The sequence below is a fragment of the Micromonospora sp. Llam0 genome, assembly GCF_003751085.1.
Classification (GTDB): domain Bacteria; phylum Actinomycetota; class Actinomycetes; order Mycobacteriales; family Micromonosporaceae; genus Micromonospora_E.
Map to the genome: position 1 here is coordinate 5,753,632 of NZ_RJJY01000001.1, position 19,078 is coordinate 5,772,709.

Below are 19,078 nucleotides of genomic sequence, written 5' to 3' on the forward strand. Positions count from 1 at the left end.
GACCTTCTTCAGGCAACGGAGTGGGACAGCGCCTGCTGTAGCTCTTGCGATCTGGCGATGTCACACTTCCCGGAGGCACGCCACCGCCATGAGGCGGCTTCCCGGCGGTGGGAAGAAGACCAGCAGCTAGATTCTGACAGCTTCCCCTACCTCCTGAACAAGGGCAAGATCCACAGGTCGAGCTGCCGGCGCCCGCCCCGCCCGGTACCGCCACGGTTTCCCGAGGACCTGCACACCTTCGCGGTACTTTTCGGAGAACATAGTGGCGATCTGGAACAAGTCTTCAACTTTCTTGCTGGGCAAGCGTCCCGTGGAGCGCGTCAGATCAGCTCGTCGGAGGTAGTCGCGATGATGGCGCGGGACGGCGTCGCGACGGTGAAGAGCCGACTCTGCGGTGCGTGTAAGCCTCGACTACCTGACCTCGACCTGGCCGCACCCGAGGGTCGACCGGCGTGCTGGGCGTGGCCTTTACTCTCGGACGTCCCTACGGTGGCAGCCGGAGTCGCCCCGGTCAGCGTCGACGTCAACGTGCTGCCGCATCAACGGGCTGCTTACGCCGAGATGGAGCGTTGGCACGAGGGCCGCTGCGCGGTTTGCGGGCATGGCCATGCCGTCGGCAGGCTAGTGAGAGACCATGATCATCCAAGCGGGCTAATCCGTGGCCTGCTCTGCTCATCGTGTAACACTGCCGAGGGCCGGACCGACTCCCTGTTGTTCAACAGCTACCGTCGCCGACCACCCTCAGTGATCCTGGGGCTCGAAGTGCTCTACCTACCTGCCGGCTTCCAGCCGGGAACGCACCATCAAGGTGTCCCAGCCCGGTGAAGAGCAAGACGGAGACCCTGTCAACGACATTTGAAATTTGGTTCTGGCACACATTCTGGATGCTGTTGGTGATCTTGACTCTGTGACCGGGGTGGCGCGTCGCTGCCAGAGTTGAGGGACTCTTGGTGTTGGGGTAGCGGGATGTCGATGGGGCGGGGTTCGGGTTGGTTGGTGCCGGCGGAGACGGCTCGGGTGGCCTGGGCTGCCAATCCGAAGGGGGGAAGAGTCGCTGGGGTCGTCGTAACCGCCGTTGTATAGATGGTGACTCCTTCGCTGGTGGACAGGCGTCGGATGGAATGTGGTGGCTGTGGGATTGTGATTGGCGGTGCGAGGTCGCCGCCAGATCGGGTGGCACGCTCGCCGAGGCCGTCGAGGTCCCCGTCAACGGTGACGACGAGTTGCCACTGGGTGGCGACCGCTGCGCCGCGAACCCGGATCAGGTCGGCGTTGTGCAGGTTGGTGCCGAGTGTCTCCTGGTAGAAGCGGCGGGTTTCGTCGGGTCGTGGGCAGCCGAGAATCATCCGGTGTGGGGCGGTGATGACGCCTGCCGGATGTCGCCAGCCGTGGCTGTCCTTGCGGTGCCACAGCGATACGGGCGCACCGAAGGGGTCGATCAGGGTGGCGATACGCCCCTGGTCGATGTCGAAGGGTGCGACGATGAGTTGGGCGCCGGCGGTGGTGGCTGCCGCTACGCGGCGGTCGACATCGTCGACGGCGAGGTAGTAGGCGATGTGTGGTGGGGTGCCGGGTGGATAGATCGGGGCGGCCAGGTCGCTGACTGTGCCGATGCGGTGCGAGCCGACGGTGATCGTCGTGGCGCGGCGCCAGTCGTTGTCGTCGACGGCGAAGTGCCAGCCCAGCGTGGCGGAGAAGAACCGGGCGGTGCCAGCGATGTCGCGGGTCTTGATGTCCATCCAGCAGAATTCGCCGTCGGTGCCAAGAGACGGCGTGTCGGCGGCTGGACGTCGGGTGGTGGTCACGGTAGCTCCAGGGTGAGACTGGCCGGGATGGCGTCGAAGGCGTCTTCGACGAGGCTGGCGAGCATCGGGAGTCCGCCGTAGCCGATCTGGTGTTCCTGGCCGGGTTTGCCGTTGCCGCGTCCGGCGACCCAGTTGCGGGCACCGCACCGCCAGGCGCTGAGGGCGAACTCGCCGAGCAGTCGCAGGCGTACGTCGTAGCGGCTGTCGGTGTTCAGTCGTGTTTCGAGGATCTCGACGAGGCGTTGCTGCACTTTCATCGACGACAGGATGCTGTGGTCGCGCAGGACAGGGGTGCCGGCCGCGAGCCGGCGGGTGGCCAGGAACCGGCGTTCCCAGTCGTCGGGCATGCCGTGGATCGCCGCGACCAGGCTGGCGCGCAGGGCGGGTAGGGCGGGTCCGGGCTCGTCGTGGTCCTGGAAGTGGGTGATGTACGCCTGCCAGAGTTCGCCTTCGGCGGCCATCGCTACGTCTTCTTTGCTCGGGTAGTAGCGGAAGAACGTGCTGCGGGCGACTTCGACGTGGGCGGTGAGCTCTTCCAGGGTGACCCGGTCGAAGCCGCGGTCGCTGAACAGGCGTAACGCGACGTCGGCTAGTGCACGGCGGGTGCGCTGTTTCTTGCGCTCGCGCAGCGGCAGGGATCCGTGTTCGGCAGGTTCGGCGAGTTCGGCAGGCACCGACAGATCATAACGAAACAAGTCCGAGACGCATATCACACTTGATGCCTAACGCTACCCAGGACAATATAGAACTCAGTCTCGTTTTCTGGTCGTTTTCCTGTCGCCATGTGCGCTGGAGGTTCCCGCGGTCATGCCTGTCGGCGTCCAGCCCCGTCCGGGCCGACCTGTTCTCGTCGTGCTGCTGCTGGCGTCCACTCTCGGGGTGATGGGTGGAGCGACGATCGCCCCGATCATCGAGGTCATCCGGCAGGATCTCGCGGTCGGCGGCACCGAGGCCGGCCTGATCCTCACCTCGCACAGCCTGGCCATCGCCGTGCTCAGTCCGCTCGCTGGGCGGGCGGCGGACCGGTTCGGCATCCGCGTACCGCTGGCGGGTGGGCTGGTCCTTTACGGCGTTGGTGGTGGCGCGGGCATGCTCACCTCGACGCTGCCGACGCTGCTCGCCACCCGGCTGGTCCTCGGCGCCGGCGCGGCCGCCGTGTTCACCTGCTCGACCGTCGCGATGCTGGCGCTGTACCAGGGTCCCGACCGGGACCGGGTGATGGGCTGGCGGACGACCGCCGTCACCGTCGGCGGGTTCGCCTACCCTCTGGCGGCCGGGGTGCTCGGACACGTGTCCTGGCACGCCCCGTTCGCGATCTATCTCGTCGGCGTACCGCTCGGGGTGGCCACCCTGCTCATCATCCCGGCGGGCACTGCGGCCTCGATCCGCCCGGATCAGGGCGCTGGGTCCTCACCTACCGGCCGCCGTGGCGCCGTGCGGTTGCTGCGGGACCGTCCGCTGCTGCTCGGCCTGTGTGGGATCTGGGTCGCCACCGCCGGGCTGATGATGGTCCTCGCGGTCTTCCTGCCACGCCGGCTGGACCAACTCGGCATCCAGGACACCGTGCTCGTCGCGGTCTACTCGATGGTGGTGTCCGGAGCCGCCGCCAGCCTGGCCGGCCTGGCGTACGCGCGGCTACGTACCCGGCTGTCCTATCCGGCGCTGCTACGCGGCGCGGTGCTGTGCTGGACAGCCGCGTTCGTCGCTTTCGCCGTCGCGGACCATCCGGTGCCGCTGCTGCTCGTGCCGGCCCTCACCGGTCTCGGCTCCGGTCTGGCCATGCCCACGCTGACTGTCCTGATCGATCACACCGCGCCGCCTGGGCGGCGCGGCACCGCCACCTCGCTGCAGGGCAGTGCGTTGTTCGGTGGCCAGTTCGTCTCACCGCTGGTGTTCGGGCCCCTCATCGAAGCCACGTCCATCACCGTCGGTGCGTTGACCGCCGCCGCTGGCACCACGCTCATGTTCATCGCCCTGCTGCGGCTTCCCGATCCCGAATGGCCGGCGAGCCGGCGACCCGCCGCACCTGGCGACGGGCCGCCTGACGGCACGGCGCGGCGGACACCGCCCCCGGTTCCAGGCCCACGCGACAGCGCCGCACGGGACGCGTCCCCGAGCTGACCAGTATCAGTGGCCGACCCCGAGCTGGCCGGCGAGGGTGCCGTGGATGCGGGCGCTGGACTGGTTGAGTTCGATGATCTCGACGGTCTTGCCCCGGCTGGCGTACTTGGTGGTGATCGCATCCAGGGCGGCGACGGACGAGGCGTCCCAGACGTGGGCGTGGGTCATGTCGATGATCACCCGGTCCGGGTCACCGGCGTAGTCGAACTGGTAGACGAGGTCGTTGCTGGAGGCGAAGAAGAGCTCACCGTGCACCGAGTAGATCCGGGTGGTCTCGTCCGGGTCGAGCACACTGGTCACCTGGACCATGTGGGCCACCCGACGGGCGAAGATGACCATCGCGGTCAGCACGCCGAAGATGACACCGATGGCCAGGTTGTGGGTGATCAGCACCGCGGCGACGGTGAAGGTCATCACCGCGAGTTCGCCCCACGGCATCCGCTTCAAGGTGGCGGGGGCGACGCTGTGCCAGTCGAACGTCGAGACCGCGACGATGATCATCACGGCGACCAGGGCGGCCATCGGGATCCGGGCGACGATGTCACCGAGGGAGACCACCAGGATCAGCAGGAACACGCCGGACAGGAACGTCGACAACCGCGTCCGGGCACCCGCAGCCTTGACGTTGATCATCGTCTGGCCGATCATCGCGCAGCCACCCATGCCGCCGAAGAAACCGGTCACGATGTTCGCCACCCCCTGACCCCACGACTCACGGGTCTTGTTGGAATGCGTGTCGGTGACATCATCAACCAACTTCGCGGTCATCAACGACTCCATCAACCCCACCAGAGCCACACCGAACGCGTACGGGGCGATCAACTGCAGAGTCGCCACGGTGTAGGGGATCTCCGGCAGCGCGAGGAACGGCAGACTGTCCGGCAACGAACCCTGATCCCCGACCGTCGGCACCGCGAACCCGGCGACCACGGTCACCACCGTCAGCACCACGATCGCCACCAACGGCGCCGGTACCGCCTTCGTCAGCCGCGGCAGCCCGACCATGATCACCAACGCGACGACGACCATCGGGTAGACCAGCCACGGCACACCCATCAGATACGGCACCTGAGCGGAGAAGATCAGAATCGCGAGCGCGTTGACGAAACCGACCATCACGCTACGCGGAATGAACCGCATCAGCTTGGCCACCCCGAGCACCGCGAGCAGCACCTGCAGTGCCCCGCCGAGGATCACCGCCGCCAACAGATAGCCGAGCCCGTGATCACGGGCCAACGGGGCGACGATCAACGCGATCGCCCCGGTCGCGGCCGAGATCATCGCCGGCCGACCACCGCAGATCGAGATGGTGACCGCCATCGTGAACGAGGCGAACAGCCCCACCCGGGGGTCGACCCCGGCCAGGATCGAGAACGAGATCGCCTCCGGGATCAACGCGAGGGCGACCACCAGACCGGCCAGAACCTCGGTCCGGAACACCTTCGGCGACAACCACGACGGGCGGGACAGACGCGGCCGGAACACCGCAGGGGAGAACGCAGACATACAGCCTTTTCCGATCAGGGCGCGCGGCAGCGCGCAGGGTCTCGTGTCGGGATTCGCGGACCAGCACCGATCCCGGTGATCGTGACGGCACGATCCGTCACACCCACGATGACCCGAGAAGATGACCTGGTTGTTTCCGGGCGCCGTCGCCTCGGAAACCATCCCCCACCACGCTGGTCAACCAGCACTGGCAGCAGGGAGGAATCTACCGTCACGGGAGGGTATGAACTACGCAGAGTGGCAATCGTCACCATTCGCGCATGGTGAACTGCCAGCCCGGTGGTGGGTGGTAGTAGCGGCGGGGCCGCGACTCCGCGCTGAGCGGACCAGGGCAGCGATATCCTTGTCGGATCACATTCGTGGCGGCAACGGAGGAGGCGGGCCTGCGGCGATGAGTTCCCGTGAGCTGATGCAGATCGGCGAGGTAGCGGAGCGGACCGGGCTGAGCCTGCGAACCATCCGCTACTACGAAGAGGTGGGCATCGTCGAGCCGTCCGCGCGCAGCCAGGGCGGATTCCGGCTGTACACCGATGACGACGTGGACCGGCTACAGGTCGTCAAACGGATGAAGCCACTGGAGTTCACCCTCGAACAGACCCGCGAGCTACTGGGCATCCTCGACCGGCTAGCGGATCACGGTGACCAGCCGGATGAGGTGGACCGGGCCGTTCTGCTCACCAAGCTACGGGAGTACCACACGGCGGCACAGGCGCGGGCCGCGGCACTGAAGGCGCAACTGGCCACCATCAGGGAACTCAGCGCCGACCTGTCGACCCACCTCGACGCGCTCGACACGGTCCCGGTCCGCCCACGCACGAGCGGCGCCACTACGAGCTGACCGACCCCACCGCAACTCGGCTCTTACGTTAGGGTCGAAAGATCAGTGCTGCGGGGCGGTCGTCCGGAGGTTCGCCAACATGTCGGGAGTCACCCAGACTCTTCAACCGGTCCTGGCCGAAGCGGCGCGGCGGCGTACCTTCGCGGTGATCTCGCATCCGGACGCGGGCAAGTCGACGATCACCGAGGCGTTGGCGTTGCACGCGCGGGCGATCAACTCGGCCGGTGCGGTGCACGGCAAGGGTGACCGGCGTGGCGTGGTGTCGGACTGGATGGCGATGGAGCAGCAGCGGGGGATCTCGATCACCTCGGCCGCGCTGCAGTTCACCTACCGGGACGTGGTCATCAATCTGGTCGACACGCCGGGGCACGCGGACTTCTCCGAGGACACCTACCGGGTGTTGACGGCGGTCGACTGCGCGGTGATGCTGCTCGACGCGGCGAAGGGCCTGGAGCCGCAGACGTTGAAGCTGTTCGAGGTGTGTCGACACCGTCGAGTGCCGGTGATCACCTTCATCAACAAGTGGGACCGCCCCGGGTTGGAGCCCCTCGAGTTGCTGGACGAGGTCGAGCAGCGGATCGGGTTGCGCTGCACGCCGTTGACCTGGCCGGTCGGGATCGCCGGTCAGTTCCACGGGGTGGCCGATCAACGCACCGGTCAGATGGTCGCGTTCACCCGTACACCCGGAGGGGCGACCGCGGTGATCGAGGAGGAGCTGCCGGCGGACGCCGCCGCCGCCCGCTACGGCGAGGACTGGGTGCGCGCGGTCGAGGAGTTGGACCTGCTCACCGCTACCGGTGCCGAGCATGACCCAGCCGCTTTTGTGGCGGCGACCACCACTCCGGTGCTCTTCGGGGCGGCGGTCACCAACGCCGGGGTGCGGCAGTTGTTGGATGTGCTGGTGGACACCGCGCCCGCGCCGACGGCCCGGCCGGACGTCTCGGGAGCGCCGCGTGAGCTGGACGCCCCGTTTTCGGGGTTCGTGTTCAAGACCCAGGCCAACATGAATCCGGCGCACCGCGACCAGGTGGCGTTCGTCCGGGTGTGCTCGGGCCGGTTCGAACGCGGCATGGTGGTCACCCACGCGGGCACCGGCCGCCCGTTCGCCACCAAGTACGCCCAGCAGGTCTTCGGCCGTGACCGGGACACCATCGACGAGGCCTTCCCGGGTGACGTGGTCGGCCTGGTCAACGCCACCGCGCTGGGCATCGGCGACAGCCTGTACGCCGCCGGCCCAGCGGTGACGTTCCCGCCGCTGCCGTCGTTCGCCCCCGAGCACTTCGTCGCGATCCGGGCCACCGACGCGTCGAAGTTCAAGCGGTTCCGCCGGGGCATCGAGCAGCTCGACGGTGAGGGCGTGGTGCAGGTGCTGCGCTCGGACCGCCGGGGCGAGCAGTCGCCGGTGCTGGCGGCGGTCGGGCCGATGCAGTTCGAGGTCGCCACCCACCGCCTCGCCGCCGAGTTCGGGGTGCCGACCGCGATCGACCACCTGCCGTACACCCTGGCCCGGCGCACCGACGCGGGCAGCGCGGCCGCGCTCAACGCCGCACCCGGCGTCGAGGTGATGACCCGGGTCCGCGACGGTGAGCTGCTCGCGCTGTTCCCGGACAAGTGGCGGCTGTCCACCGTCCGCAACCGCGACCCTGACCTGGTGCTCGAACCGCTGCTCGCCGACGCCGAGAGCTGACCCACCAGTAAAACTACTGGGACGTGAGGGTAGAGTGTCTGTGCGCCACGGCACTCTCTCGGCGCAGCGGCGACCTCGGCACAAGCCGTTACTCACTCGGGACCCCGGCTACGTCGAGGTCGCCGCTTCCTCGCCGTAGCCGATATCGCGGCGGCCGCCGACCGGGGGCGGGCCGGGCTCGCCGCCAGCGGATCATCTGTCAATCCAGTGCGGGCAGTGGATCTCGCGGTGCCAGGCACCGGGGGAAGACCGGCACCGCGAGACCGCCCGGGCCACCGGCGGAGCGGACCGGCGGCGACGACCATCCCCGCGCTCGGACGGATGTTTCGTCGAACGCGAAAGCCAAACAGTACCTGAACGTAAAGTTAGAGTCGAGACGGGTTGGCGCCCTGGCGAGACGGGTACGCCGGTGTGAAGGCCGGCCGCCGATGCCGCTGACGGAAGCTGCCAGGCGGCCGGTGCCGGGATTTCGGCCAGGTGAGGAGTGCGACGTGCAGCTGGGTTTCGTGGGTCTGGGCAAGATGGGCGCGAACATGGTGCAACGCCTGCGGGCGGGCGGGCATGAGGTGATCGGCTATGACATCGACCCCGAGTTGAGCGATGTGGGATCTCTGGACGAGTTGGTGTCGGCGCTCGCGCCGCCCCGGCACATCTGGTTGATGCTGCCGCTGGGCCCGCCGATCGAACAGACCATCGACAAGCTCGCCGGTGTGCTCGACGTGGGCGACCTGATCGTCGAGGGCGGCAATTCGCGGTGGACCGACGACGGGCCGCGGGCGCGCCGACTGGCCGAACGGGGCATCGGCTATCTGGACTGTGGGGTGTCCGGCGGGATCTGGGGCCTCGACAACGGGTACGCGTTGATGGTCGGCGGACCCGCCGAGCAGGTGCGACGGATGAGGCCGGCGTTCGACACGCTCAAGCCACCGGGGGACGGCGGCTTCGTGCACGCCGGCGCGGTCGGCTCCGGGCACTTCGCCAAGATGGTGCACAACGGTATCGAGTACGGACTGATGCAGTCCTACGCCGAGGGCTTCGAGCTGCTGCGCGCCTCGGACCTGGTCACCGACGTCCCCGGCGTGCTGGACTCCTGGACGAACGGCACCGTCATCCGGTCCTGGCTGCTCGACCTCGCCGTCCGCGCGCTGCGCGACGACGCGGCGCTGTCACAGATCAAGGGGTACGCCGAGGACTCGGGCGAAGGTCGCTGGACGGTCGAGGCGGCGGTGGACCTGGCCGTACCCGTGCCGGCGATCAGCGCCGCGTTGTACGCGCGGTTCGCCAGCAGGCAGGACGACCAGCCCGCGATGAAACTCGTCGCCGCGCTACGGCGCGAATTCGGCGGCCACTCGGTCACCGACGCAGGCGGCGACGACGCCGGCAGCGCAGATGAGCCCGCTCCCGGCGTCACCGACGCACCGCGCCACCAGCCCGGCTCGGCACCTACCGACCAGCCCGACGTCACGGTGGCGGACCGCAGGTGACGACCGGGTTTCCGATCCGCCCCGAGCACCCGCCCGGCGAGGTGCAGGCAGCAGCGCGGCGCGAGCTACGGCGACTGTGGCAATTCAACCGGACCCTCGGGCCGTCGGAGCGGACCCGTGGGCTGCACTACTGGCTCGGGTACGAGTACGCACTGATCCTCGCCCTCACCCGCACCTGCCCAGGCCAGACGTGGTTGGACGTCGGTGCCGGCGCGCACAGCGTCATGCCGTACGCGTTCGCGCACCGCAACCAGCTACGCGTCATCGGGCTGGATCGCACCGACCGGCTCGCCGAACAGATCGACCGGGGACGCCGGGCCTGCCGTCACGGACTCGTCGCGGCGGGCCAGGTGCACTGGGTACGGGGCGACGCCCGGACGCTACCGATGCCGGACGCGTCCCTCGACGGAGTGCTGGCGGTCTCCGCGCTGGAACACCTCACCGACGGTGAGGATGACGCCGTCGCCCTTCGAGAGGTACACCGGGTGCTGCGGCCGGGCGGGCGCGCGGTGGTGACCGTGCCGTTCCGCAGCCGGGGCAGCATGATCGAACTGCACGGGCTACAGCCGTTCCAACGGCACTACTCGCCAGCCACGCTGGCGGAATCCTTCGTCCGGCCATCTGGTCTCGCCGTCGAATCGACCATCTGCTACGGCGAGCGGCTGCCGTTCTACGCCCTCACCCGGCGCCTGCCGTCACGGGCCCACCGGCTGCTGATCCTGCGCCGACCACGCCCGCAGACCGGCAGCGTGACGCCGACTCAGGTCGACCCCCGGCTGCTGTAGATCGCCGAGACCGGATGGGGTCAGCGGCCTGCCTCATCCAGCGAGTGCTCCGGAACGAGGTCAGGCTCTGCGCTGAAGGGCTGTCCGACTGGCCGGGTGTCGATGGTCTTCAGATGCTCCGCGAGATCGTTGCTGAACTCCTTTATGGTCTTGAGTTGTGCTGCCAGCGCGTCCGTTCGGTCCTGCGCTACTGCATGGAATGCCCGAAGCTGTGCCGCCAGCGTCACTCGCTCAGTTTCGCTGAGCCGGACGCTTGGCCGGGCCAGTTGGTCGAGGAGGTCCAGGAGGTCGCGTGTCTGTTCCAGCGTGCAATCGATCAGTCTCATCCGCTTGACCAGTTGGAGTCGGTCCACGTCAGCGTCCGTGTAGAGCCGAAAACCGCCCTGGCTACGAGCCGACGGCACCACCACACCGACCTCCTCGTAGTAGCGGATCGTCCGCAAACTCAAACCCGTCCGCTCGGCCACCTCGCCGATCTGCATCAGCTCACGGGAACCCATTGCCGCAGGCCCGCCTCCTTCATCAACTCAGGTAGTTCAGCGACAGTGCTGCTGTTGCTCTGGGCCCGGGTGCTGACGCTGGCCGAACGACATCGCGCTCGTGTGCGGGGTGTGAGTCGCCCGACGCCCAGCAGCCGCCCCCGCCGGAATCGGGCGCACCGGTCAGCGGGATCCCATCCTGCACCTCCCGTCGAGCATCTTACCCTCACGTGAAGGTACGATTCCCGAGACGCTACCGCGTCAAGCGGATGCTGAAGAGTGGACCGGAGAGCCGAGTTGCAGGCAAAACGCTATGTGGTAGCCCTGGCCGACCATACGCTCATGCTAATCTGCGCCGACCGGCACCGCCGGTTCGACGAACGTGACGTATTCGAGGTCTGCGACCAAGCCCAGGTCGGCGTTGCGTGTTCGGTGTGGCGGCAGGTGCTGGAGCTGCCACGACGTGATGTCGTACGGATCGAGCGATTCTGGGTGCAGATGCCGGGAACCGATGCTGGGGACGCCAACTACAGACGTCCCCCGCGGTAGGCGCGGGGTCGAGTGCGGCCCACGCCGCGGTACTGCCAGCCGGCGCTGGCCCGCAGCGTCGGGTCGAGGCAGTTGCGGCTGTCGATGACCCGGGCCGGTCGGCGACCAGCTCACCCAACGCGACCGGGTCAGCGTTGCGGAAATCAGCCCACTCCGTCAGCACACACACCAGATCGGCGTCGCGCACCGCGTCGACGATCGACGGCACATAGTCCAGATCCGGCTGGGCGCGGCGGGCGTTCTCCGTACCCTTCGGATCGAAGACCCGCACCCGCGCCCCGGTCTTGGCCAGCATCGCCGCCAGCCACCTCACACACCTCGGCCATCGCGTTGATGAACGAGATCTTCGTGGCCAGGAACGCGTTCGCGGCGACCTTCACCAACTCTGCGGTGGCGAAGTCGGTCACCACCAACGGCACCTCCCGGTCCTCGGTAGCGGCCAGGTCGAACACCCCCTTGTGCGCCGCGAACAGCATCCCGTTGGCCCACTCGCTGCGTACCCCGACGACGATCCGGTTCGGCCGCAGCACGTCCTCGACGGCGAAGCCCTCCTGCAGGAACTCCGGACTCCACACCACCTCGACCCCGAGATCGTCCGGGGCGTGTTTGCTGACCAACTGCTCGATCCACTCCGCGGTGCCGACCGGCACCGTCGACTTGCCCACGATCAACGCCTTGCGGGACAGATGCTGCGCCAGGCTGGTCACCGCCGCCTCGACGTACGACAGGTCCGCGCCCATCCCGTCGGCGCGCTGCGGAGTACCGACGCAGATGAAATGCACATCACCGAACCCGGCGGTCTCCGCCATGTCGGTGGTGAACCGCAACCGCCCGGCCGCCAGGCGGTAGTTGTCAAGTCAAATTGAGACGGTTTGTGCCTGCTGGGTTGGCTGGTTGATCCAGGCCTGCTCGGGTAGCCGTGGTGCCCGCAGCCGGCGGGTGAACCGGTCCGGATGGGCGGCGTGGGCGGCGTGGGCGGCGTCGAGGGCGCGTTGGCGGTGCTCACGGATCTGCTCGGCGGTTCCGTAGTGCACCGACGCCGGGGTGTGCCAGCCGATCCCGGAATGCCGATGCTCGTGATTGTAGGCGGTGAAGAACCCGTCGCAGAAAGCTCTCGCGTCAGCGAGGGACCCGAACCTGGCCGGGAAGTCCGGCACGTACTTCATCGTCTTGAACTGCGCCTCCGAGTACGGGTTGTCATTCGACGTCCGAGGTCGGGAATGCGACCGGAGGACACCGAGGTCGACGAGCATCTCCGACACCGGCTTCGACACCATCGCGCCGCCACGGTCGGCGTGGATGGTGTGCGGCTCGATCCCGTTCCGGGCGATCGCGTCGGCGAGGAAGTCCCGGGCCACGACGGCGTCCTCGGCGGCCGCGACGAGCCAGCCGACGACGTAGCGGGAGTAGATGTCGATGACGACGTAACACCGGTACCAGACGCCCTTGGCAGGTCCCTTCAACGCGGTGATGTCCCAGGACCACACCTGACCGGGTCCGGTCGCGACCAACTCCGGCCGCACCCGGGGCGGGTGGGTCGCCAGCCGGCGTCGTTCCCTGCTCTGACCGGCCGCGCGGGCGATGCGGTACCTCGTGGACATGGAGCAGTGGTAGCGGCCCGCGTCGAGTTCCCGCGCCCACACCTGGGGGATCGCCAGATCGGCGTAGGCGGGCGAGTTCAACACCGCGAGGACCCGGTCACGTTCGGCGCCGCTGAGCGTCCACGGTGGCGGGGTCCGGGGCAGCCACGGCCCGTGTCGCGGACCGACCGGCCGCGCCCGCCGGTAGTAGGTCGCCCGCGAGGTCCCGGTCAGCGCGCACGCCCGCTGCACCGCGACGCCCGCGTCGCGCAGCTCGCCGAACGCGGCGGTCAGGATCTCCTCGGCGGGTTGTCGTTGTCCGCGCTCCCGGAGAGTTCTTCCAAGAGCGCGTGTGCTTTTCCCATGATGTCCAACGCCATCCGGGTCTTGGTCAGATCCGCCTGCAGTTTCTCGTTCTGCCGGCGCAGCTTCTCCAACTCGATCTGTTCCGCGGACTTCTTCACCCGCGACCCGGCCGAGGCGGGGGTGGCGGTATCCGTCTTCCCGCCGCCGTCGACGTGGCCGAGGTGTCCGGCGTCGCGGGCCCGTGTCCACTCGATGATGTGCGACGAGTACAGGCCTTCCCGGCGCAGGATCGCGCCTTTCTCTCCGTTCGGGGCGTTCTCGTACTCGGCGACCATCGCGAGCTTGTACTCCGGGCTGAAGACCCGCCGCGACGGCTTCGGCGCCGGGTCAGCCCCGCCGCCGGAGGCCGACTGCTTGCCAGATGAAGTGGACACGTACACAAGGATCTCCGATCCCCGTCCTCAGGTCAGCACCCCACTCACACGGGGTGTCTCACACCATCTTGACCAAGAGGGAGGCTCCGCTTGAGCAACTCGTCCAGCCCGGGCTCGTGGAACGGCACCTCACCCGCAGACAGCTTCGCGATCTTGTCAGCGTCGACGTCGAAGCCGATCACCTCGTACCCCAACTCGGCGAAACAGATGGCGTACGTCGCACCCAGATAGCCGGTACCAAGGAAGGTCAGGCGCGGCCGGGAAGCCCCAGACGGCGGCGTGACCGCAGCGATGGCCGGCACGGGGTGGTCAGGGGTCAGGGATGCGATCACTGGGGGTTCTCCACATTCAGGGTAGAGCGGCCGGCGGCACCGTGAGTTTGGTCGTCAGTGCCGGCACGAGCGTCACCGGTCAGGCCGTGGCCCGCTCGTCATCGAACTTCCTTGGTCAGTCAAAGTCCTGGGTGGCCAAGGCGGACAGCGCGCCAGCTGTAGTCAACAGCCGTGAAGCTGCCGACAGCCGCAGTCCCCACTGCACAGCGAGCGCCTGTTCGCCCTGCAGTGCCCCGCACAACGCGCCGGCCATCGCGGCGCAGGGCATGCTGCCACCAACTCCGGCGATCGCGAAGCGAAGGGCCTCAGAGGCGTCGTCGGGGTGGTTCAGGAAGGCGGCCAGCGCCACTGCCACCGCCGGCAACACGACAGGTCCGTCGCTGTTCCCTGCGGCGGCCACCTCAGCTGGTTCAGCGCCCCGGCGTACCAGCACGGTGAGTCGCTGTAGCACCGACCGGAACTCCGCGCTGCGGGCGTGTGGCGCCAGCGCAGCCAGGACGTCGTCCGGACACAGGGATCGCGCCTGCGATGTCCGCGCCGCGATCGCCACTGCGACCGCGATCACGGCCGCCGCGTCGGCGGCCAGCGGATGTGCGTGGGTCACCGCCGCCGTCCGACGGGCCCGACCCGCCACCGCGGTAAGCCCCACTCCCTGGACCAAACCCACCGGAGCGACCCGCGCCGCCGGCTCGTCGCAGTCGTCGCCCGCCGCCCGGTGGCGCTGCTGCGCCACCACCTGCCACGGGACCCCGGCGTCGATGCGGGCAAATGCCTCAGCGCTCACCGGCCCGTAGCCCCGGCCGCGGTCTCGCGACCACTCCGCCACCAGCTCCGCAGCAAGCTCCGCCTCGTCAACCGTGCCACGACGCCTGGTCAAGTGGTCGGCGATCACCAGCAGCTGCGCCGTCGCCGGACCGAACCGCAGCGCCTGCGGCGGCTCCTGTGGGATGCGTAGGGCATCGGCAGCCCCTTCCGCTGCGGCCGCCCGTGCGAGCGCTTCGGCGGATGCCGACACCAGCAGGCATCCACGTACTCGATCCATCCACGCGGTCCGCGCGTTCCACGCTGCCGACGTCGTCAAACCGTACTCCCGTCACGACAATACTCTCACGAGAGAGTAGGGTAGCGGACCGGCGAGCCTTCCGCACCGCCCACCGGTGAACCGATCTACCCCAGACGTCATGACCCGCGCGGTCGACTCGATGATCATCGGGTGGAGATGGCCGGCAGGCACACCAAGGGCTTCGAGCCAGGCCCCGCGTTCCGCCGGACGCGTCGAATGAGCCGAGGGTTGGTCGTGTTATTGATCACTCCGGCAAAATTTCTTGCCCTGTTAACTCTTACGTTAGGTTAGCTTCAGGTAGAGCTGGTTCGTCCTGACCGTGCGGGTAGGACGCCCCGAGCCCCTTCTCGGGTCGCCCCCGGCACGAAAGGGCTGATCGGCACAGCCGCAGCGCGCGGTTCTACCGCAGCCTCCAGACCACCAGATAAACGTGGCCACGCCGGGAGGCAGTGGGTTTTTCCGTTGCCATCGCAGGATCTACCGCAAGCAGGGTCTTCGAACGTTGACAAACCACGCTGACGTCGCCGCACCAGATCGCACACAGCCAGCCGCACAAAGATTTCACGGCTGGCGTATCGCAGGATACGCGAGTGTCGCCCTCGCAATGACAGCACCCGGTCAGACGGTGGCCGTATCCGCATTTATTGACCCTATGATTGCGGATCTGGGGATGTCACGATCAGCGGTTTCCGCCGCCTATCTTGCCGGCACCCTGGTCGGTGCCCTCGCGCTACCGACCATTGGTCGAATCATCGACCGCCACGGTGTCCGTCGCTGCATGGTCGCCATTGGCGCAGTGTTCGGCTCGGTGCTCGTCGCGTTGTCACTGGCCTCGGGGATCGTCGGGCTGACCGCAGGGTTCGTTGGCATCCGGTTGGCCGGTCAAGGCGCGCTTGGTCTCGCCGCCACTACGGTCACCGCCCACTGGTTCTACCGCCGCCGGGGCGCGGCCATGGCGGTTGTCTCCGCTTCCGGGGCTGCCGGTATCTCGCTCGCGCCCATCGCGCTGGAGCGTCTGATCGCGCAATCCGACTGGCGCATCGGATGGCTCGTGGCCGGACTCGTCGTGTGGGCCGTCGTAGTTCCGATCGCCGTATTCGGCATCCGTGACCGGCCGGCCGACATCGGCCAACACGTTGATGGCGATCCCGGTGGGGCCGATAGCGCCGGACCGGCGGTAGAGCTCAGCCTCGATCCACCGACGCGGTTGCCGCTAAATGTTGGTTGAACATTTCTGTATTGGGGTGGTGGGGCGGGCGTGAGGGAGTCGCCGATCACGTGATCGGCTTGCTCCGAGGGTGAGGGTTCGAGGTGGAACGGGGATTGTGGCCTGTGGTCGGGCCGCCTGGTTTCGGCTGGTGGGGTGTGGTCAGCCGGGTGCCGGCTGGACGGCGGTGAACAGGTTGTCGAACGCCGCCTGCCAGGGCCAGTACTCGGGCAGGTGTAGGTGGATGGTGCGGGCCCGGTGGGCGAGGCGGGCCGCGACGGTGATGATCCGGGTCCGGATGGTGGCGGGTCTGGCGGTCGACCAGGTGCCCGCGGCGAGGTGTCCGGCGGCGCGGGTGAGGTTGTGCGTGATCGCGGCGCAGGTCAGCCAGGCGTCGTTGGCGCTGAAGTGTCCGGAGGGCAGGTGGGCGAGGGGCCCGGTGATCAGGTCGGCGTTGACGTGCTCGATGATCGCGTGTTGCCGGTGCTGGGCTTCGGCCTGGACGAGGGTGTACGGGCTGTCGGTGAACACGGCGTGGTACCGGTAGGTCGGCAGGAGTTCGTCCTGGCCGGGGATCTGTTGCGGGTCGTCGCGGCGGACGCGGCGCACGATCAGCCGGGCGGTCGCCTCGTGTCGGGTGCCGGCGAACGCGGTGTACGTGGTTTCGGCGATCTGCGCGTCGGAGATCCACCGGCCGGCGTCTTCGTCCCAGACGGCCTGCGGATAGGTGATGTCGACCCACTGGTCGGCGGCGATGCCGTCGCACGCGGCGCGGATCTTCGGGTCGATGCGGCAGGTGACCGAGAACCGCACGCCACGACGCCGGCAGCCGCTGATCACCGTCTTGGCGTAGAACGCCGAGTCCGCTCGCACCATGATCTCCCCCGAAGCGCCGCATGCCCGGGCGGTCGTGATGGCCTCGGCGATCATGGTGGCGGCGCCCCGGGCCGAGCCGGCGTTACCCGACCGCAGCCTCGTGGCGGCGATCACCGGCGCGGACAGCGGGGTGGACAGCGTCGCGACCAGGGGGTTGTAGCCGCGCAGGTAGACGTTGTAGCCGCCGACCTTGGCGTGGCCGAACCCGATGCCCTGCTTCTGCTTGCCGTACACCCGCCGCAGCATGGAGTCGATGTCCACGAAGCACAGGGTGTCGGCGCCGGTCAGGATCGGTGCCCGGCCGGTCAGACCGATCAGGGTGTCGCGGGCGGCGGCCTGTAACTGCCGTACGTGCCCGTGGGTGAACGTACGCAGGAACGACCCGAGTGTCGACGGCGCGTACACGCCGCCGAACAGCGACCGCATGCCGCCGTGCCGGGCGATGTCGAGGTCGTCGATGCTGTCCGCGCCCGCGAGCATCCCGGCCACGATCGTGGCGACCTTGCCGGCCGGGTTCGCGCCCTTGTCCGTCGGTAGCCTGACCCGGTCTGCGACCGCGTCGTGCAGACCGGCCTGCTCGGCAAGGCGCATCACCGGAACGAGACCGGCACACGACACCAGATTCGGATCGTCGAACGTCGCGCGCACCACCGGCGCGTCCTGGCGTATTCTCACCTGCGAGGTGCCCTCTCGAACCGAGTGATAGAAGCGTCAGAACTCCTATCCTTCCAGTTCAGAGGGCACTTTCTGTAGCCGGGGTCCTGCCGGTCAAACCTTCATCGGTGGATCGAGGCTCAGCCTCAGTCGGGCTCAAGCTTTACGGACACCCTACTTCTGGGTTCTTTCGGTTGGTGTGGCCAGTAGCGGACTCCTGACCACGGGAGTTGCTTTCCACCAGATCGATCTCCTCTCTGAACGTGGTCTCACGGCGACGGCTGCCGCAGCCAACTTTCTCCCCCAGACCGCTGCCGGAATCGCAGCCACACTCCTGGTCGGCTTCCTCATCGACCGGTACTCTCCTCGGTTCATGATCGTGTCAGCCATGGCTGGTCTCGCCGCCGGTCTCGCATGGGCGACAGTCGTGACACCCGGGTGGTCCGCCATTGGATTCGGCCTCGTCATCGGCGCGGCTGCGAACGCCGCCCGCGCCATTGAGGCGGCTTCCACTCCACGATTGTTCGGCACTGCCCACCTCGGTTCCATCCGCGCTGTCGTGAGCGCGCTGAACATTGGATCAACGGCGTTCGGCCCGCTGGCGTTCGCCACCGTTCGCGATGTCACCGGCAGCTACGCCTTCGCTCTGCTCGGTGGGATCCTGCTGCCCGTCGCTGTCGCCATCGCCGCTCTGCTGACGCCGTTGCCGAGTGCCGTCGCCGCACGCCGCCGATCCGAATCCGGATGAGCACCAACTACCCCAGCACGGCACCCGCCAGGGTGGTACACCAGCGGCCCGTACGTGGGGACCGTCAACCACTGAACGTCGCCGGCGCCAACAGCCGACGACCGGCCGTGACTCGTCGGCTGTTGGCGCCGGCTCAGGTCCCGGGCGGAGCGTTGGGATCAGGTGGATCGAGCGCGACGAGTTCACCGAGCGGCAGCGCCCAGACCTCCTGCCAATGCCGTGCCGATGGCAGGCTGTCGTCGTAGCGGCGGATCTCGAAGATGATCGCATCGGTGTCATACCGATGCCGATCAGCGCTGATCGACCGTGTGGTGCCGTCCGTCAACGTCACGGAATAGCGGCGCACGTCACTCCTCACGAGCGTCTGACGAATAGATCCTGACTCCTGTGCAACCCCGGGTCCGACCAAAGCGGCGGCAGTCTGGCTCGGCGTCGGCCCAAGGATGACGATGACTGCGGCGGCCGACGGAGGTTCTGGGAGCGGCGTCCACGTAGCGACGTCAGCATACTCTCGCGTTACGGTAGATTTGTCCCGGGCGACTGTTGCTGAGTCCTCCCACCGAGACGAGGCCGTCCGGCTATCGGCGGGCGAGCGTTCACTCAGCCCTGGGGCTTCGCGGAAGT

General features: G+C 68.1%; 16 protein-coding genes and 3 pseudogenes. 8 read left to right on the top strand and 11 right to left on the bottom strand.

Annotated features, from left to right (window positions below; translation table 11 throughout):
* Positions 1–351 precede the first annotated feature (351 nt).
* Positions 352–825 carry an endonuclease domain-containing protein gene (locus tag EDC02_RS42865; protein WP_370461561.1) on the top strand — a complete coding sequence of 158 codons (474 nt, stop codon included), beginning with the start codon at positions 352–354 and terminating at the stop codon, positions 823–825.
* Between the two features lie 20 nt (positions 826–845).
* Here EDC02_RS42865 and EDC02_RS25110 read toward each other — a convergent pair whose 3' ends face one another.
* Positions 846–1,805, bottom strand: a complete 960-nt coding sequence (locus EDC02_RS25110) for a VOC family protein (RefSeq protein ID WP_199757754.1) — start codon at positions 1,803–1,805, stop codon at positions 846–848.
* Positions 1,802–2,479: a TetR/AcrR family transcriptional regulator gene (locus tag EDC02_RS25115; protein WP_199757755.1), complete on the bottom strand. Its 678-nt coding sequence runs from the start codon at positions 2,477–2,479 to the stop codon at positions 1,802–1,804. Before EDC02_RS25115 ends, EDC02_RS25110 begins: the two co-directional genes overlap by 4 nt.
* A gap of 133 nt (positions 2,480–2,612) precedes the next feature.
* Between EDC02_RS25115 and EDC02_RS25120 the strand changes: the two genes are divergently transcribed.
* The gene (locus tag EDC02_RS25120; protein WP_123604067.1) at positions 2,613–3,926 is read left to right on the top strand and encodes an MFS transporter; all 1,314 of its coding nucleotides are present in this window, start codon (positions 2,613–2,615) and stop codon (positions 3,924–3,926) included.
* A gap of 6 nt (positions 3,927–3,932) precedes the next feature.
* On the opposite strand, the gene EDC02_RS25125 is transcribed toward EDC02_RS25120, so the two are convergent.
* Entirely contained in the window at positions 3,933–5,432 is a 1,500-nt protein-coding gene (locus EDC02_RS25125; RefSeq protein ID WP_123604068.1) for a SulP family inorganic anion transporter, read from the bottom strand.
* 391 nt (positions 5,433–5,823) lie between these two features.
* Between EDC02_RS25125 and EDC02_RS25130 the strand changes: the two genes are divergently transcribed.
* The 4 genes and pseudogenes from EDC02_RS25130 (at position 5,824) to EDC02_RS25145 (ending at position 10,226) form a co-directional block, all read left to right on the top strand.
* A complete protein-coding gene (locus EDC02_RS25130) occupies positions 5,824–6,270 on the top strand; it encodes a MerR family transcriptional regulator (protein WP_123604069.1) in 447 nt (148 codons plus the stop codon).
* Positions 6,271–6,349: 79 nt separating this feature from the next.
* Positions 6,350–7,957, top strand: a complete 1,608-nt coding sequence (locus EDC02_RS25135) for a peptide chain release factor 3 (RefSeq protein ID WP_123604070.1) — start codon at positions 6,350–6,352, stop codon at positions 7,955–7,957.
* Positions 7,958–8,448: 491 nt separating this feature from the next.
* A pseudogene (gnd, locus tag EDC02_RS25140) lies at positions 8,449–9,312 on the top strand (phosphogluconate dehydrogenase (NAD(+)-dependent, decarboxylating)); the annotation flags it as partial.
* A gap of 125 nt (positions 9,313–9,437) precedes the next feature.
* A complete protein-coding gene (locus tag EDC02_RS25145; protein WP_123604072.1) occupies positions 9,438–10,226 on the top strand; it encodes a class I SAM-dependent methyltransferase in 789 nt (262 codons plus the stop codon).
* Positions 10,227–10,246: 20 nt separating this feature from the next.
* Here the strand turns inward: EDC02_RS25145 and EDC02_RS25150 are convergent, their stop codons facing one another.
* From EDC02_RS25150 to EDC02_RS25175, 6 genes and pseudogenes are all read right to left on the bottom strand, one after another.
* Positions 10,247–10,708, bottom strand: coding sequence for a MerR family transcriptional regulator (locus EDC02_RS25150; RefSeq protein WP_199757756.1), 462 nt, complete (start codon positions 10,706–10,708; stop codon positions 10,247–10,249).
* A 524-nt stretch (positions 10,709–11,232) separates the two neighbouring features.
* Positions 11,233–12,096: pseudogene (locus EDC02_RS25160) on the bottom strand (UDP binding domain-containing protein); the annotation flags it as partial.
* Between the two features lie 15 nt (positions 12,097–12,111).
* On the bottom strand, positions 12,112–13,131 hold the full coding sequence (locus tag EDC02_RS25165) for an IS3 family transposase (RefSeq protein ID WP_370461562.1): 1,020 nt from the start codon (positions 13,129–13,131) through the stop codon (positions 12,112–12,114).
* Positions 13,125–13,574 carry a transposase gene (locus EDC02_RS42870; RefSeq protein WP_148083762.1) on the bottom strand — a complete coding sequence of 150 codons (450 nt, stop codon included), beginning with the start codon at positions 13,572–13,574 and terminating at the stop codon, positions 13,125–13,127. The genes EDC02_RS25165 and EDC02_RS42870 overlap by 7 nt, the downstream gene beginning before the upstream one ends.
* Before the next feature lie 68 nt (positions 13,575–13,642).
* Positions 13,643–13,825 (bottom strand): annotated as a pseudogene (locus EDC02_RS25170) (UDP-glucose 6-dehydrogenase); the annotation flags it as partial.
* A gap of 196 nt (positions 13,826–14,021) precedes the next feature.
* Positions 14,022–14,948: an ADP-ribosylglycohydrolase family protein gene (locus EDC02_RS25175; protein ID WP_123604075.1), complete on the bottom strand. Its 927-nt coding sequence runs from the start codon at positions 14,946–14,948 to the stop codon at positions 14,022–14,024.
* 625 nt (positions 14,949–15,573) lie between these two features.
* On the opposite strand from EDC02_RS25175, the gene EDC02_RS25180 reads away from it, so the two are divergent.
* Positions 15,574–16,197, top strand: a complete 624-nt coding sequence (locus EDC02_RS25180; RefSeq protein ID WP_123604076.1) for an MFS transporter — start codon at positions 15,574–15,576, stop codon at positions 16,195–16,197.
* 141 nt (positions 16,198–16,338) lie between these two features.
* Here the strand turns inward: EDC02_RS25180 and EDC02_RS25185 are convergent, their stop codons facing one another.
* A complete protein-coding gene (locus EDC02_RS25185) occupies positions 16,339–17,727 on the bottom strand; it encodes an IS1380 family transposase (RefSeq protein WP_199757464.1) in 1,389 nt (462 codons plus the stop codon).
* Positions 17,728–17,905: 178 nt separating this feature from the next.
* Between EDC02_RS25185 and EDC02_RS25190 the strand changes: the two genes are divergently transcribed.
* Positions 17,906–18,454, top strand: coding sequence for an MFS transporter (locus EDC02_RS25190; protein WP_370461490.1), 549 nt, complete (start codon positions 17,906–17,908; stop codon positions 18,452–18,454).
* Between the two features lie 133 nt (positions 18,455–18,587).
* On the opposite strand, the gene EDC02_RS25195 is transcribed toward EDC02_RS25190, so the two are convergent.
* Positions 18,588–18,800 (bottom strand): hypothetical protein, encoded by a 213-nt coding sequence (locus EDC02_RS25195; RefSeq protein WP_123604078.1) that lies wholly within the window; start codon positions 18,798–18,800, stop codon positions 18,588–18,590.
* Positions 18,801–19,078 lie beyond the last annotated feature (278 nt).

Bases quoted from the DNA above. Each gene is read 5' to 3' on its own strand.
- EDC02_RS42865 (WP_370461561.1), top strand. From the start codon at position 352: ATGGCGCGGGACGGCGTCGCGACGGTGAAGAGCCGACTCTGCGGTGCG.
- EDC02_RS25120 (WP_123604067.1), top strand. From the start codon at position 2,613: ATGCCTGTCGGCGTCCAGCCCCGTCCGGGCCGACCTGTTCTCGTCGTG.
- EDC02_RS25125 (WP_123604068.1), bottom strand. From the start codon at position 5,432: ATGTCTGCGTTCTCCCCTGCGGTGTTCCGGCCGCGTCTGTCCCGCCCG.
- EDC02_RS25130 (WP_123604069.1), top strand. From the start codon at position 5,824: ATGAGTTCCCGTGAGCTGATGCAGATCGGCGAGGTAGCGGAGCGGACC.
- EDC02_RS25135 (WP_123604070.1), top strand. From the start codon at position 6,350: ATGTCGGGAGTCACCCAGACTCTTCAACCGGTCCTGGCCGAAGCGGCG.
- EDC02_RS25150 (WP_199757756.1), bottom strand. From the start codon at position 10,708: ATGCAGATCGGCGAGGTGGCCGAGCGGACGGGTTTGAGTTTGCGGACG.
- EDC02_RS25175 (WP_123604075.1), bottom strand. From the start codon at position 14,948: ATGGATCGAGTACGTGGATGCCTGCTGGTGTCGGCATCCGCCGAAGCG.
- EDC02_RS25180 (WP_123604076.1), top strand. From the start codon at position 15,574: ATGACAGCACCCGGTCAGACGGTGGCCGTATCCGCATTTATTGACCCT.